General features: G+C 33.8%; 11 protein-coding genes and 4 tRNA genes. 9 read left to right on the forward strand and 6 right to left on the reverse strand.

Annotated features, from left to right (window positions below; translation table 11 throughout):
* Window positions 1-100: 100 nt before the first annotated feature.
* A complete protein-coding gene (locus tag NBX25_RS11425; protein WP_250253687.1) occupies window positions 101-2,686 on the reverse strand; it encodes a putative LPS assembly protein LptD in 2,586 nt (861 codons plus the stop codon).
* Window positions 2,687-2,739: 53 nt separating this feature from the next.
* On the opposite strand from NBX25_RS11425, the gene NBX25_RS11430 reads away from it, so the two are divergent.
* The 9 genes from NBX25_RS11430 (at window position 2,740) to NBX25_RS11470 (ending at window position 7,648) form a co-directional block, all read left to right on the forward strand.
* A complete protein-coding gene (locus NBX25_RS11430) occupies window positions 2,740-4,026 on the forward strand; it encodes an N-acetylmuramoyl-L-alanine amidase family protein (RefSeq protein ID WP_250253688.1) in 1,287 nt (428 codons plus the stop codon).
* Between the two features lie 57 nt (window positions 4,027-4,083).
* Window positions 4,084-4,155, forward strand: a tRNA-Glu gene (locus NBX25_RS11435).
* A gap of 477 nt (window positions 4,156-4,632) precedes the next feature.
* Window positions 4,633-4,953, forward strand: a complete 321-nt coding sequence (locus NBX25_RS11440) for a hypothetical protein (protein ID WP_123909196.1) — start codon at window positions 4,633-4,635, stop codon at window positions 4,951-4,953.
* Window positions 4,954-5,019: 66 nt separating this feature from the next.
* On the forward strand, window positions 5,020-5,274 hold the full coding sequence (gene rpsT, locus NBX25_RS11445) for a 30S ribosomal protein S20 (RefSeq protein WP_123909197.1): 255 nt from the start codon (window positions 5,020-5,022) through the stop codon (window positions 5,272-5,274).
* Between the two features lie 9 nt (window positions 5,275-5,283).
* Window positions 5,284-5,355, forward strand: a tRNA-Glu gene (locus NBX25_RS11450).
* Between the two features lie 78 nt (window positions 5,356-5,433).
* Window positions 5,434-5,505 (forward strand) — tRNA-Glu (locus NBX25_RS11455).
* A 66-nt stretch (window positions 5,506-5,571) separates the two neighbouring features.
* Window positions 5,572-5,646 (forward strand) — tRNA-Glu (locus NBX25_RS11460).
* Window positions 5,647-5,893: 247 nt separating this feature from the next.
* Window positions 5,894-6,664, forward strand: a complete 771-nt coding sequence (locus NBX25_RS11465) for a T9SS type A sorting domain-containing protein (protein ID WP_250253689.1) — start codon at window positions 5,894-5,896, stop codon at window positions 6,662-6,664.
* 204 nt (window positions 6,665-6,868) lie between these two features.
* On the forward strand, window positions 6,869-7,648 hold the full coding sequence (locus tag NBX25_RS11470) for a T9SS type A sorting domain-containing protein (RefSeq protein WP_250253690.1): 780 nt from the start codon (window positions 6,869-6,871) through the stop codon (window positions 7,646-7,648).
* A 134-nt stretch (window positions 7,649-7,782) separates the two neighbouring features.
* Here the strand turns inward: NBX25_RS11470 and NBX25_RS11475 are convergent, their stop codons facing one another.
* The 5 genes from NBX25_RS11475 to NBX25_RS11495 form a co-directional block, all read right to left on the reverse strand.
* Window positions 7,783-8,340, reverse strand: a complete 558-nt coding sequence (locus tag NBX25_RS11475) for a hypothetical protein (RefSeq protein WP_250253691.1) — start codon at window positions 8,338-8,340, stop codon at window positions 7,783-7,785.
* A 107-nt stretch (window positions 8,341-8,447) separates the two neighbouring features.
* On the reverse strand, window positions 8,448-9,143 hold the full coding sequence (locus NBX25_RS11480; RefSeq protein ID WP_250253692.1) for a hypothetical protein: 696 nt from the start codon (window positions 9,141-9,143) through the stop codon (window positions 8,448-8,450).
* Window positions 9,144-9,479: 336 nt separating this feature from the next.
* Complete coding sequence (locus tag NBX25_RS11485; RefSeq protein WP_250253693.1) at window positions 9,480-9,767, reverse strand: hypothetical protein; 288 nt, start codon at window positions 9,765-9,767, stop codon at window positions 9,480-9,482.
* Entirely contained in the window at window positions 9,767-13,123 is a 3,357-nt protein-coding gene (locus NBX25_RS11490; RefSeq protein ID WP_250253694.1) for a DUF6443 domain-containing protein, read from the reverse strand. Before NBX25_RS11490 ends, NBX25_RS11485 begins: the two co-directional genes overlap by 1 nt.
* 12 nt (window positions 13,124-13,135) lie before the next feature.
* The gene (locus NBX25_RS11495) at window positions 13,136-16,222 is read right to left on the reverse strand and encodes a hypothetical protein (protein ID WP_250253695.1); all 3,087 of its coding nucleotides are present in this window, start codon (window positions 16,220-16,222) and stop codon (window positions 13,136-13,138) included.

Below are 16,222 nucleotides of genomic sequence, written 5' to 3' on the forward strand. Positions count from 1 at the left end.
TCTTTCATTGCCAACGATAAGTTAAGCAATTTCATGATCATTTCGTTAGATTTATTTGGTTGCAAATATAAAATTTATATTGGCAAATGCCAATCTGATGTTAGAAAGGTGAATTTGGCTGTGTAAAACTTCTGTCTTTATACTTCAATGCATCGCTTAAGATATTGGCTTTGATCCCGATAAAAAAGTCATACACTTTATACTGTCCGAATGGCACCCAGTTAAAATTAATGGTAAAACTTCGCTGATCTCTTGAAAAACCAATTCTTGTATAGGCCAATTCTTTAGTCACCAAGTCATAGTGTGTACTTCCGGTAACATTCCAATAAGGAGTAAGCTTAATACTTCCATCAAGACCTACAGAAGCAATTTTACTACCAATTCTGCTGGTTCCTCTTGAATAGGCATAGTTGGCATTAACGTTCAATGTCCAGCTTTGATCAAAACGCGAGTAATTGTCATCATCAAAATAATAGTTTTCATTTCGGACTTCACCTTTTGAAGCATATTTTTTCGCATAATCTGTTTTTTCTCCAAAGATTTCACTGCTTAAAGGATAAGATACCTGAACATTGAATCCTTGTACCCCGAAAGCTCCAAACTTTTCTGTTCTGATCCCCTGATCCTGTCCCGGAATGAATTCAATTTTATAAGGATCAAGAGAAAGACTGGTATCAACGGTAAGTTTATTATTAAAGAAAGAAGACTGCCCATTGATACTGAAAATAGACCAAGGGTGATCTTTTGCGGCAAAATTATAGCTTCCTGTAAGGTTTAAAGATTCAAAAATCTTCACTTTCTTTACCCCGGTAGAATCACTTTTAGATTTCACCTTCATTTCAATATTGTTTCCTATACTGAAACCTAATGCACCCACCAGACTATTTGACGGGCTTCCAATAATTCCTTTTTCAAAGATGGAATAAGGCGTAAGTGCTCCGGTTGCATTGTAATAGTTCTTGTAATATCCAAAACCTGGACTTGAAAAATCCGGAGAGTAAGTAAAGCCAATACTCGGAATTACCATGTGTCTCACTGCTTCTACAATAGATCCTTTTTTAAACTTCATCATCCCATACAATGTTGTCTGAAGACTGGCAGTAGTAGAGAATGAAGAATATCCCGCAAAATTTTTATTGATTTCATCTACGGTCACATTCTTTATAGGATCATAATATCTGTTTAAAGTTTTTGTGGTTAAAGCATTATCAATATTAGCACTTAAACTGAATGTAAAATATTTAGCCAGAGTAGTATTGGTGGCTAATGCAATATTATTCTTAAGCCCTGTCTGCATTTTATCCCACATCTCTTTTTTGAACAACTCATTTTCCTGAGTGTTGACAAAATTTGTCAGGTTAAAACCTGTATTTACCGTAATATTTTCAATAAGCCCCTGTCTTACTCCGGATTTTGATTTAAACAGATAAAATTGATTGACCGCTACGTTCATCTGCGGAAGACGAAGATCTGAAAATCCTGTAGCAAAATTCTGTGAATAAGATGCCGTTCCTGTAATGGTTACCGGAAGCTTCAGAAATCTTTTGGTAAGAGTTACCGTTGAATTCTGGCTGGTATTCAATACATTTTGATTGAATATATAATTGTTGTTTAGCGGATTATTATAGAACTTTGTACTTACCATATCCACTTGCGCACTGAAGGTAAGGAAAGGATTAGCCTTGGAATCCTGAGAATGCGACCAGCTGATCCTGTACGTACTGTTTTTAGTATAATCATCCAACCCTTTGATCCCTCTTATGACAGTTCCTATGTCTGCATTGAAAGACCCCGAATAGCGGTATTTTTTCTGATAATTCATTTGTGGACGCAAGTTCCAGCTTCCTTTGGTATAGATATCAGCAAGCACTTTAAGATCAAAATGTTCACCAATCGGCTGATAATATCCAATTCCGTTCAGGAAAAATCCTACATCTTCCCTTTCTCCAAAACTTGGGATCAAAATACCGGCTGCTCTTTTATCCGAAAATGGTAAAATGGCAAAAGGCATAATCAGTGGTGTAGGAACCTGTTCTATATACATTTGAATAGGTCCCGTAACAATCTGAGATTTATTTTTTGATTTTATCAGCTTGATATTCGAAGCTCTCATGAAATAATCTGCCGCCGTATCTTTTTTCTTTACAAAATATTCATCGGTAGTATAATCTGCTCTTCTCATGGCAAATACCGAATCGTTATATTTTTTTGTTTTCTGAGCTATAATTACGCCTTCACTTTCCTCTGTTCTAGCATTGAAAGCGATAGCCTGTTTAGTCTTTGTATTATAGCTAAACTCGTTGGTTTCGTATTTCTTTCCGGCTTGTGTAGTAACTACGGGCTCTATGATCTTTCCTAAAGAATCCAGTTTTCCTCTGGCATAAATCAGGTTTTTATTATCATCAATGGAAATATAATCTGCATCAATCTGCATATCCTGATATTTTACCTGGGCATTCTTATTAAGGAATGTCATTTTTTTAGGAATATCTCTTCGCTGATCATCTGCTTTTGTGTGAAGTACATCATCTAAAGCTTCTTTTTTCGCAACAATGGTATCCTTTTTGGAAATAGTATCATTAACCACATTTTTAGGCAATTTTTCAGGGGTTTTCTGTGCTAAAAAATTGTTAAAAATTAGGATAATTAAAATTTGTAATATATTTTTGAGGACGGTTTTGGCCAATTTTATTCTATATAATTAAGGCCCAAAATTAATATAATTTTTATAACTGTAAGATGCACAAACAAAATTTTAAAATAATTTTATCATTTCTCCTTCTCTTAATCAGCAACTTTGTTTTCTCTCAAAAGAAGTTTACACTAGTTCTAGATGCGGGACACGGAGGAAGTGATCATGGAGCCAATAGGACCTATTCAGACATTGGAAGAATTGCAGAAAAAGACATTACTCTTGCTATCACCTTAAAAGTGGGGGCCATGCTTGAAAAAAACAGGGATTTCAAAGTAATCTATACCAGAAAGATTGATGAATACCCTTCTCTATCTGACAGAACCAATCTTGCTAACAGAAGCAAGGCAGATTTATTTGTGTCCATCCACTGTAATTCTTCTGCAAGACCTACCGCTTATGGTACAGAGACTTATGTACAGGGACCTAACCAGAACAATGAAAACCTTGAGGTTGCTAAAAGAGAGAATGATGTAATCTTTCTGGATGAAAAAGATAAGCAGACCTTCGGATCTTATAATCCTGATTCTCCGGAATCTTTAATTGCATTAAAACTACAACAAAGTAAATATCTTGAGTCCAGTCTCCTTTTAGGCGGATTGGTAGAAGATAACTTTGTGAATAAAGATAAAAGATCTTCAAGAGGAGTTTTTCAGAAGAACCTTCACGTTCTCCGTATGAATGCCATGCCTTCTGTTCTGATTGAAACAGGTTTCATCAACCATCCTGAAGAAAGCCATTATATTGCTTCAGAAAAGGGTCAGGAGGAAATTGCAGAAAGTATCTATAACGCCATCATTGATTATAAAAAAGCGATTGACAGGAAAACCGGCGGATCTTTTACTACGAAAAAGCAAGAACCTGAAAAACCGGCAGAAGTTCCGTTGAAAAATGATTTCAGAATATTATTGATGAGTTCTCCTACTAAATACAACGAGAATGACCCTGCATTGAAAGGACTGAACTATATTCTTACGCTCAAAGAAAACGGACAATACAAATACTATTATGCGGTAACCAATATGGCTTCAGTGAAGGACATTAATCTTAAAACAGCTAAAGATGCCGGATTCAGAAATGCTTTTGCGGTAGGATTCATGCCTAATCAGAGAATAAGTATGGGATATTACACGCTGGAAGTGTACACAGGTGAGAAACTGAACGGAAATTCATATATCCTTCAGAACCTTAAAGATGTGGAAAGAGAGAAAGACAGTGGTGTTTTCTATTATACTTATGGAAAGGTTTATACTTTGGAGGATGCTGTAAAATTACAGAAAGAGGTTGAGGCCAAAGGAATTAAAAATACCGTGATTCAAAAAGTTTATAAATAACTAAAAAATAATTTTGAAGTTAAAAAAGGTTTTTCTACTTTTGCAACCTCAAAATTTGGCCTATTCGTCTAGTGGTCAGGACTCAAGATTTTCATTCTTGCAACAGGGGTTCGATTCCCCTATAGGCTACAAAAAAGGAGAAATGATACGTATCATTTCTCCTTTTTTATTTTAACCGGTTAGATATTAATTCCATTCTCAGCGTTTAACATTTCCAAATTTCTCAGTAAAAACGAACCGATTGATTTTATTTTTAATTCTACTTCGCAGATTAAAGAAAATATTCTTCTGTTGGTAAGTTCACTATAAATACAATATATTTTTTTCAATTCCTGTTGGAATTTATCCATTCATTTTACAACAGAAATAAAAAATGGTTTTATAGGATGCTGGTACACTGAACTTTATTATTATCCAGATAAAAATATCAGTGATTTTCTTTTAAAAAAGAATGATATTTACATTATATCTCACAAAAGCCTTATATTTGCAAAAATTTTTTAATAAATTTAACCATAATTGTCAGACAAATATGGTGACACTGATGAAAATTATTATTGATAACCCCCTGTCTGTAGTTTTCTACAGACTATCAAATTTTATATCATGCCGGATTTAAAAATACAAGAAGCAAAGTTGCTTTTTAAGAAAATCCACTCTAACCCAAAAAGTTACGATTTACAAATCAATGAAGACGGGATTACAGGCAGAGATGATAAAATCAGTTTCAGACTTTACAGGACTGGAGAAAGGGTTGCTTTTGAAGTAACAATAGATGCACTCACTTTCACCAATACCACTGGAGAATGGAATAACGCACTGATCATGCTAGGGAATACGATCAAAAAAATAGAAAAAGAACAAGAAAATTTAAAAATAGAACAGGCAATAGATAAGCTTAGAAAGTACCTTTCAGAAGAAAATTAAAATTTTTCAAATTTAATTTGGTAGTTTAAAAAAAAGTTTATAGTTTTGCACTCACATTTGAACGATATGGCAAATCATAAATCAGCATTAAAGAGAATCAGACAGAACGAAACTAGAAGACTTCGTAATAGATATTATCACAAGACTGCTAGAACAGCATTGAAAGCCTTAAGAAATGAGGAAAACAAAGCTACTGCAACAGAGCAACTGCCAAAAGTTATCGCTTTATTGGATAAATTAGCTAAGAAAAATATTATCCACAAAAACAAAGCAGCTAACTTAAAAAGCAAATTAACAAAGCACGTTAATAAATTAGCGTAAAAGTATAGCGGCCCGTTCGTCTATCGGTTAGGACCTCAGATTTTCATTCTGGTAAGAGGGGTTCGATTCCCCTACGGGCTACTTAATTTTTAAAAACCACTGAGTTTTTACAGTGGTTTTTAAAACAAAGTAGAAAGCTATTACTTAAACAATCTAACCGGCCCGTTCGTCTATCGGTTAGGACCTCAGATTTTCATTCTGGTAAGAGGGGTTCGATTCCCCTACGGGCTACAAATTAAGAGTTGATACTTATAAAAACAAAAAACTAACACACTATTTCGGTAGTAGAAGATAGAGGGCCCGTTCGTCTATCGGTTAGGACCTCAGATTTTCATTCTGGTAAGAGGGGTTCGATTCCCCTACGGGCTACCAAAGAAGGACTTTTTCGAAAGTCCTTCTTTTTTGTTTCTATACAACTCTCCCCTCCTCCTCTCTATCAGGATCTATTTATTATCTCAAAATCTTTAACACCCTCCTTATAAGATACAGCTCTCAAGCTTAATTATACTGAGCTATATTAAATTTTATTAAAAATATCACCAAAAAAGGAAATATTATTTTTTGCTTCTTCTTTTAATCCTTAAATTTGACTAAAACTATTCATCTAAAAATTAATAATATGAAATTTAATTTACTTTTGAGAAATAAATTCTCTTTTCAAGGTGCCTTAATGGTGTTATGTTTATTCTCAGCCCAATTTTCATTTGCTCAGAATAGAATTTATGCTCACGCACAAAGTTCTGGTGTATTTGGTGTAGCATGCTTAGGATGTCGTGTAGATAATCCAATGAATGCTGTAGGAGGCAATGAAGATGATTATTCCACAATGATATTAGGAACTGCATTGCTAGGAGGAATCCAGCAAACATTAATCTTCCCGGATCTTAGAGCCGACACAAGACTTGTTGTAGGAATCGGAACAGATAATATTCCTTTATCCGTACAGCTATTAAGCGGTGTAACCCTTGAAACCATGAATGGGGGAACTTCTAATGAAGACCGCAGAACCATTGACATAAGCCTTCTAAAACTGGGAGCTACGCCTAACAGAGGTACGATAGAATTTAAGCCGGCAAAACCTTATGACGGAATAAGAATTGGTTTAACGGGAGGGGTACTCAGTCTTGGTGGAGGTTTTAGAATTTACTACGCTTACCAGGATCCATTAATACAACTAATGGCCCATAGCCAAAGCGGGCAGGTTACCTTAAGTGGTAATGTTATTGTAGAAGGTTCTGAAGTTGCATTAACCAATACTTCAGGAAAAGAAGTTTACCGCTCAAAGCTTAAAGGCAATACATTTGACTCTAATCAGCCCGGAGGAGTTTACATTATGACTCTTCAAACTCAAGAAGGAAAAACATATTCTAAGAAAATCATTATTAAATAAATGATGAATCACAAACGGCAGTCTTTAAAAGGGCTGTCGTTTTTTTATGAATCAAGAAAATTAAATGTTATTATTTTATAATTAAAAAAAACAGATTATAAAAAGTGATTTATAACTACATCACAAAAAAATGAAATAAAATAATTAACATAATCATTTTATTTATAAATTTACACAAAACTAAAAAATCAAAATTTTTAATATATGAAAACTAATTTATTATTGAGTCCACGCAGTATTAAGACTGTCGTTTTTGCTTCTTTATTGTTTCTGGCAAGCAACCTGTCATTTGCTCAAATTGTAAAATATTATGCAAATGCTCAAAACAATCAGGTATATGGAGTATGTATAGGCTGTGGAGTCCTAAACCCTCTGAATGCCATTGGTCCTAATGAAAATGATTATTCTGTTCTACAGGTATCCATCGGTTTGCTGGCACGCACCGAACAAACATTGATTTTCCCTAACAGTACTTATACGAATAAATTGGTTATTGGTATTGGTTCTAACGGAACTCCTCTAAGTGCACAGGTATTGGGAGGGGTATCTATTGAGACATTCAATGGAGATGTTTCCAACAATGATTATCAAAACCTAAACAATGACATTTTAATACTTGGGGGAACAGATCCAAGCAAAGGGGAAATTGAACTTACGATGAACAAGCCTTATGATCGTATCAAGATCAATGTAAATGGAGGATTACTTAGTTTAGGAGGAGAGCTTAGGGTATATTATGGATACCAGTATAGAGATCCTTTCATCAGCTTTATGGCTCATGGTGAAAACGGACAGGTAACTCTGGATAAAAATTTAAAAGTAGAAGGTTCCGAGGTTACTCTTATCAACACTTCCGGAAAAGAGGTATTCCGTACTAAATTAAATTCAAATACATTTGAAACCAACCAACCTGAAGGACTTTATATTATAAAACTTCAGACTAAGGATGGGAAAACGCATTCAAGTAAGGTTTTACTTAAATAAACAATTAAACATTGCCAAAAAACGGCAGGCTTTTCCAAGCCTGCCGTTTTATTTTATATCTATTCTTAAAATTATCAATTAAATTTTGATGAATACCCCCATATGAATAAGAATAGAAGTCTTTGATTTTCTATTTACTGCATCATCCAAGCCACTGCATTGGCATACAAAATACTGTTATAAACTATAGATGAAGCAGAAGTTCCAGTACCAAAATTATTTTTGGGGATGGGTTTACCGGATGCATCTACCCCAGCCGGATATGATACTGTAGAAGTATTATCGGCTAAGCCAAGAGGAAATCCACCATCACCCCAGAAGAACAGCTTGTATGTTTTATGAACAAAACCAACTACCTGGCCATTGTTTGTAGATAAAATATCTACATTAGAACTGTTAATATTAGCATTGGTATAAGAGCTAGAGTCATCATTGTCATCTCCTACGAGTTTTCCTCTCGCATCCCCAAATGGGCCATTAAGAATAGGATGGCTAAAATTAGCAATGGATTTAACAAGACCAGTTCCTGTAGCAGCATTATTAGAGGTTGTACCTCCGTATATCTGGTTTAGTAGTTGATTAGGCTGTGCCTGTTGCAGGAAAATCATCGCTCGACCTCCTTTGTCAAGATAATTTTTCAGCGCAACAGCATCTGCAGCATTGGAAGTATAATCCCAGGTGAAAATAATCATATATGGATTGTAAGTTGCAAGATTAGTCGCAAGATTTCCCTGTGCTGTGCCTACAGATTTAATATCAAACCCTTGGGATTGAACGGTTCCCGTAGGGCCAAAGTTGGCTAATGACTGTAATATTGATGTAGGTGCTGTGGTATTCCCGGATTGGGGGTATACATTCCTCCTCCTAAGGATAAGATCATTCTCTTGGGAATCACTCCAGCGCTTACATTCACAGAAAAACTATAGGATTGGCCTGCAATATTGATGGTAAATAATGCCGTTCCTGATGTAGAGGGGTTTCCTGTTATGTTGAGAGAAATGTTTCCACTTCCATTGACCAGGGTTCCAGCATTCGCTGAAGCTGTAAGGCCTGAAACTCCTGACGAAGCAGCAGATATTGCAGCATAGGCTTGTCCTGTAGCGTTGGTATAATTAATTATTTTTGTCCCATTTGCCTGAGTCCCTGCTGTGAAAGTTCCACTAAGGGAGCCACTGGAACAATCTAAAGCAAAAGTGGGTCCGGGTGTAGGTCCACATTGGTCACAAAGACAATTGGACCATCCTGTAGTTTTGAATACTCTTACACAACTTAATGTGGAATCGTACATAATTGTTCCTATAGCAACATCACCACCTTTAGGATTAATCATGTTTTTAGGATCTGCATTGGTAGGAAGAACCAACCCCATATTATTGGTGGTTTCTTTATTGATGTCTAACGCACCCCTGGGGTTGGCCGTGCCTATACCTACCTGAGAGAATAAAATATTCACGAAGAATATCAAGGGTAATAAATAATTTTTCCTGTTTTTCATTTGGTTTGATTTTGAGGCAAAAGTATATTTCCACTCCCCCAACCTCCAAAAATACACCTACGCCTTAGATACAACAGTTGTAATATCCATCGTACTCCAGACACTCTACATGCATTCTACAACCTCAATAACTGAAAGGATACAAGCATTATATCTTTATAGCAAATTCTCAATGAGTTTTTTTAAAAAAAATTAAAAACCATTGTTTGAACAAGTAAATTTTTTTTTTGCAAAACAGTTAAAATTAAAAAACTGCTCCAATCTTGTGAAGCAGTTTGCAATATTCAACAAATTCAATTGAATTATTTATGAATTTTTATGAAAGATTTAATTAAACTATTCTTTTAAAGTAGCTACTATAATAAATGAGAAATAGTCTTCAGAGATAAATCCTAAATCATTGTTCCAAACATTGGACAGCCCTTCAAAACAAATTTCTTTTTCATCCATTAGTTTTTCTTTGATCAGATTAATTTCATTAGGCGAAAAACCTGCAATATCTTTCAATTTGGGTAATTCGATATTTAACCATTTATTTTTTAGATCCAAAATATCTAACGAATTATATTGGGATACATAGGTACCTCCTTTATAATCTACTATTATTGTATACAATCTTTCCATTAATTACTTCCTTTTGCTTTTTGTGAATGATTCTCTCCTGTTTCATCAGCTTTCTTTTTCCAATGATTCTTCTGATTCTCAGCCTTTTTAAGATCTTTTTTGTCTTGTGGTGTTTTATTAGGTTTACTTTTCAAACGGTTATATTCACCAAGAGCTTGTTCATATTCTTGCTCTGCACTTTGTTTGGCTTTTTGATTTTTATGTTGTCCATTTTTACCACCACCTTTTCTTTCCTGAGGAACATCCTCTCCATTTACATCTTTATTATCTCCTGTGTCTGATTCAGAATTCATTGTTGAGGAAGAATGCATCATCGGATCAATTTGTATCCCTTGATAAATAGGCATTGCTACTTTATCAATGAGAATCCAAGCAGCTATAGCTGCAAAAATAGCCTCCCCTATTCCAATTTCAGATGTTGCTACACCAGCAGCTAACCATGGAGCATATTTTGACCCAGTAAGCCCAATATCATCTATGTCTGTAAATCTTCCCCCTCCTTCTGTAAGATATACTGTAGCTCCATCAATTCTGTAATGCCCTGTTTTTCCAACATAGCTCCATCCATCAGGAGTATTTCCTGGACCAGTCACATTTGGATCCCATTTGTAATTTCCATTTCCATCTTTAATCCAATCTGACAATTCGCCTATCATCCCAGTTGGGTCTGCAAACGACAACGGGTTGTTCCATACATAGCTATAGGCTTCATGAGTATATTGGCTTCTTGGATCTATAACACCCCATCTTCCCAGATCAGGCATATAAAGCCTTGCACCAAAATCATACGTTCCATCTTCCTGAAGCTCTTTTCCTCCAAATTTATACTGATAGTTTGGATTTCCTAGAGCAAGATCATTATATCCTTTGTGCTTTAGTCCAAAAGGATAATAATTATTCATTTCAAGAACTTTTAAAGACCCATCTGCTTCCTTTTGGTAGCTTAATCTTACATTTCCTAAATAATCTTCATAATTGTAAACATAGTTAAACGTATTCCCGTTATTTACATTAACATATCCTTTAGCTGTTGGAAAAAACTGCAATACATTATTTTTATACTGAAAACCATCAAGATATAAAGTCTCAGAAACGTTATTTCCTTCAATAACTTTCTTACTTATCTTCATACCATCCGCATCATAGCTATAAATTACCTTTTTGGTAGTATTCCAAACAACTTCTGAAGGTAAATTTAAATAATTATAAATAATTTTTGTAATTCCTTTATTAAGATCCTTAGTAAGGTTTCCGTCATCATCATAGTCATAATCATCACCAGTATTAGTTCGATCCGAAAACCCTCCTGATTGATTACTTTCATCTATAACTTTTAATAGCTTATTTGAATTAGGCTTATATACATAAGTTAGATCATCAATTAAATTCACATTTTTAACTTCATAATCTCCTGTCCTAATAATACCTGTAATATTTCCATTTTTATCATAATCTTTTATCTGTTCATTATAAGCATGATTAAAACCAAATGAAAGATTAAAAGAAATTGCATCTCTTAGACGGTTAATGTTATCATATTCATACATATAACCTCTCATAATGTTGTCATTTGAAAACCTCCAAACTGTAGATGCTACATTCCCATTATAATGATTTGTACCATATCCATCCTTATTATACATTAATTTGTAAGAAAACAAATCTTCATAAAGACTGCCTCCGGAATTTCCGTCATCAATATTATTAACACCAGAGAGCCACCCTCTGATATTATAGCTATACTTAACTCTCTGAAGTGGTTGTGGAAGAGAATTACCAACTTGGTCTTCAGATAAACGTCCTAATGCATCATACTTTTTACGAACTAAATATTCTTTCGGATTATTATTAATCTGATGAGTATGTTCTATAAGTCTTTCATAGTGATCGTATGTAAATTTTTCATTGATAATAATCTCCGTATCCGAATTATTTTTTTTATGCTTTGTAATAACATAATTTGCTTTCCCCTTAAAGTCAAGCTTTGTATCAATCATTGTATATCCTCCCAACGTATTCAAATCATAATCACGAATAGGAAGAAATCTTTTATTATGATAAAAAATATGTTTAAACTTAAAATTGGAAGTTCCAATTTCTCTTATCATACTTTGGGTAAGAAAGTCTTTAAGTGTATTTCCTGAAGCCACTCCTTGCTGTTGAATATCGGTAGGAATTCCCCCTGGAACAGTAAGTGGATAATCATCATAATAATTAGCAGATACAACAGAACCTTCTCCTCCAAAACCATTGGAGGTGTAATAAATTTTAACATTGTCCTGAGTGTATCCTATATCAGATCGCTCAACATTATTACTACCCATATTGGATATTTCGGATTGCACAACGGATCTTGAACCTCCGTTTGTTATAATTCCTTTGATGACAGCCCGTCCATATTTGTCGTACTTAGTAAAAAGCCATTGCTGATTAATACGAAGCTTATTATTCTGCACTCCTACCACACGGTCTTGATTATCGTAAACAGTACATTCCCAATCTTTTCCTGGTATCCTTTTTTCAACAAGCCTATTTTTACTGTCATATTTATATTGATAACCGAGCTCATTCATACTTTCAATAAGTAAGGCTTGATTCTCTGCTATTTCTGATAGTTTAGGTGGCAAAACATAAGTTAGATTTCCATATATATCATAGATATAATATGTATCATAACTCATACCTTCTGAAATTTTTCGTTTTAAAATAAGCTTCCCTTCTTTATCTTTAAAATCATAACTTATTTTATTATCTTCATCTGTTACAGAGGTTTTATACAATGTATTAGCCTCATAAAAACTGGCTCCATTGTAATTATTAATTAATGAAGGTTCATATATTTTAGTGGCTGAAGTATATTGTGTAGTCACTTTAAACATTCTCACTTCATTGGCCGCATTAGCATCATATTTATATTTTACTTCATGTCCGCTTCCTAATTTCCAGTCATCTCCCGGAGCTGCTTTTAAAAGAAGTCTATTTAAAGGGGAACTTTCCAGCTTGTTTTCATAGTAGGTAAAATTTTCAGGATAAATTGTATAATCTACCGCTGTTGGCAAATTAGCTCCTGTGCCTACTATTCCCGGTAAATGTGTCTTGAATGGTCTTCCAAAAGCATCCAATTCAAATTTTGTAGCTAAACTCTGATTGGGGGTGCTCCCTCCACCAATAAGTACAGATGCTTTTTGATTTCCTAAGGCATCATAATACATGATGCTTTCTTTTTTTTGGTCACAATCTTCGGTAAGACATTCTGTGGTTTTTATATAGTTTTCAGTATTTGTTTGTGCTGATAGGTACGTTATCCCTGATAGATAAACAGCAAAACAGATGGGTGTTTTATAGATATTTTTCATAACATTCAGAGATTAATTTTTATAGTTATACTTAAAATTTTTAAGTAATTCTGCGTTGTTATTAAATATATTGACTAATCGGTTTGCTTTATCATATTCATACGTCTTAACTGTACCATTAGGTTCAATCACGCTTGTTACTCCAGCTAAATAGTCATAAGTAAATCCCGTTATTCTAAACTGTTTCAAAGAAGGTTTATTGGGCATTCCTTTTAAATCATCTACCAACATTTTGTGATATTGAGGATGATAAACTTTTGCCAACTCATTTGATATAATAAGAGAACTTTCTACCCAGTCTTTAACCTGTTCATAGGTAGCTCCTTCAATTTTCATAATAGGATGAACTTTATTATATCCCCAAATTACTGTAATAGGTAATCCATACTCGCTTTCTCTGTATTGAACAATATTCCCCTTATTATCATATAAATCAATAAAAGCTTTATCACTCACAACATTATTCTTATCGAAATAATGAATCTCTTTTGGAAGCAACAGGTTATTGGTAGATTCGTCTTTACCATAGATAACTTCGTGCTTATAAGTTAACTGATTATCTTTTTTTGTTTCCTGTACCAAAGGAATTTTAATCATATTGTTATCGATCATAGCCTGGTTATTCTGATCAACAGCATATTTATAATCTGTAGAAACTTCACCTGTATTAGTCTCCTGTTTTGTAGACATTAAGTTATTTGGATAGTTTGGACTATAAGTATATGTTTTCTTTGTGGAGACACTTTTATCGTTTTCGAAATAATTTATCTCATTCTCTTCTCCTAATAAATATTTATAATTATATCCTTTATAAAACCCACCTAAAAGAAAGGTTTGAAAAGCCATCCATTCATTCTCCTGCCCCCTTGTATCGGATGTTCTAAAAAGCGCGAACTGTTTAGTATAAGAGTCTCCAATTTTTTTGTATCTATAATTATTTTCCTTCAAAAGCTCTCCATTACTATTGTATACCTTCCTTTCAAGTAGTTTTCCTCTTTGAATCTGGTTCGAAGTGATTGGATTATAGTAACTGTCATTTTTCCTTCCAAAAGATTCACGAAGAGGTGTATCTGGGTGATATGAAGTATTAAGTATTCCTATTGCAAGTTCATCTATATGTGATTCCCCCCATCTATCAAAATCATAATTTGAAAACTGCAACTGGGTGTACCCCATATTTTCACCATTTACACTTTCATCAACTTCATATACTTTAGAATAAAGTACATAATTTCCATTAGTATTTGAGCCTTGATGAAGGCCATTTGAAGTAAATATACTTAGGGGAGCATTGTAATATTGAGTTTTAACAATATCTGTCAGCTTTAAATCTTCATAATATCGAGGTAAGGAAGACATAATTCCAGAACTAAGGTAATTGGGATAATCCTTACTGTAAAATTTTTGATATTTTAAGCTTTTTTTCTTAATAAATATATCATTATCATAGTAAGAAATACTTTTAAGCCTAAATCCTCCCGGATTAGAATAAGCAATGGGGGAATTTGGGTGTATTCCACCACCTAATGCTATGGTATGGGATACCGAATGAGGTTCATATTCGTATTTTGTAACCTCACCATTAGGATATTTTACAGAAGTCAGTAATTCTGCATATAAAAATTCACCTGTTGTATCTGGCGCTCTTGATGTTTCATAAATACTTGCAGCTTCTGAGACAGACCTATTGATTAAAATATTGTTTGAAAATACAAAATTATAGCTTTTACCATTATTATACCCCAAATGATCTCCATGCCCATCCCAGTATTCTGGAAGTAACTTAGAATTATATGCTAATGTATAGTTCTCATCTTTTACAGCTATATTTTGAGAGGATGAATTATATTTTTTTGTGATGCCAAGAAGTTTTAATCTTTCATTCAGATTATTAGTATAATTAAATATATAATCAATTTTTAATGGCTGAATAGTTATCTTATCCAACTGATTCCATTTAATATCATCATAAGAGTTAATTAAAAACCAAGTTTTCCATTCGTAGTTTCTTAAATTCATTTTGGATAGATCTGCCCAAGGATATCCTTCAGGAAAATTAGGAATAACAGAGTCCCAATATTTTTTCTGAACAGAATTTTTATAATAAAAAGAGACTAATTCAATATTATTCTTTTTTATGCTATTTATATAAGTAGGATATGCAACAGATACATTAGAAAACCAAGGAATTGCTTTTTTATGATACTTAGAAAGATATTCAAAAATAATGTTTATCTTAAGTTGTGGATCAGTTCTTTTATAATTAAAATCTATTATATTCCCGTCTGGAAATTTAATTTGTGTTAAGTACCATTTTGTTGCTGAAACTGGAAAACCAAGTGGTTCTCGAACACTATTATTGGCAATATAATCTATAGAAGACTGATCCCCTCCAAAAATAAAAACAGTTCCGTCCGCTGCGGTTAATTTAAATCTTGTTAATGTATCATAATTTCCTAAGTCATTAAAAAGGGGTAAATTTTGAAATTTATCAACAACATGTTCAATCTTAAAATCTGAATCTGATGTTACATTCCATTTTCCGTTTTCGTCGATCATAAAAGATCCACTGTATCCTAGAAAATTAAAATGAAAAATATCCGGAGATTCCCAAGCATCATGAACCCCCCACCTATATGCCGTTACCTCCGACCCCCAAGCGCCTTGGCCAGAAGTAAAAAACGGTCCGCGACGAAAGAAACCTCCATAATGTCCTGATCCACTAGGAAGTTTAACATATATTTCATCAACCATAAGTTTTTGCTCCCGGACAATGGCCCCTCCTGCAATTAAATTCCAGCCAAGACCAGTTTCTGTAGGATGTTCATTAGGCTTAACTATAGATGGACTATATGCCAAGGATATTCCGATTTTTTCATCTATACTATAAATCGGGATATTCAAATTAAAACTTCCAAACGCGTGATTAATAGAGCTCTCTCCTTTAGATTTAATAAACCCTGAAATATTCGCATTATTAATTACCGTATTATTCCATGGCATATTTCTTAAATCGTTGGTTTTCCCCCAATAAGCCTGACCATCTATCTTTAAACTAATTAATATAGATATAATAAAAATATATAACTTGAGTTTCAT

The organism is Chryseobacterium sp. Marseille-Q3244 (assembly GCF_940807095.1).
Taxonomy (GTDB): Bacteria; Bacteroidota; Bacteroidia; order Flavobacteriales; family Weeksellaceae; genus Chryseobacterium.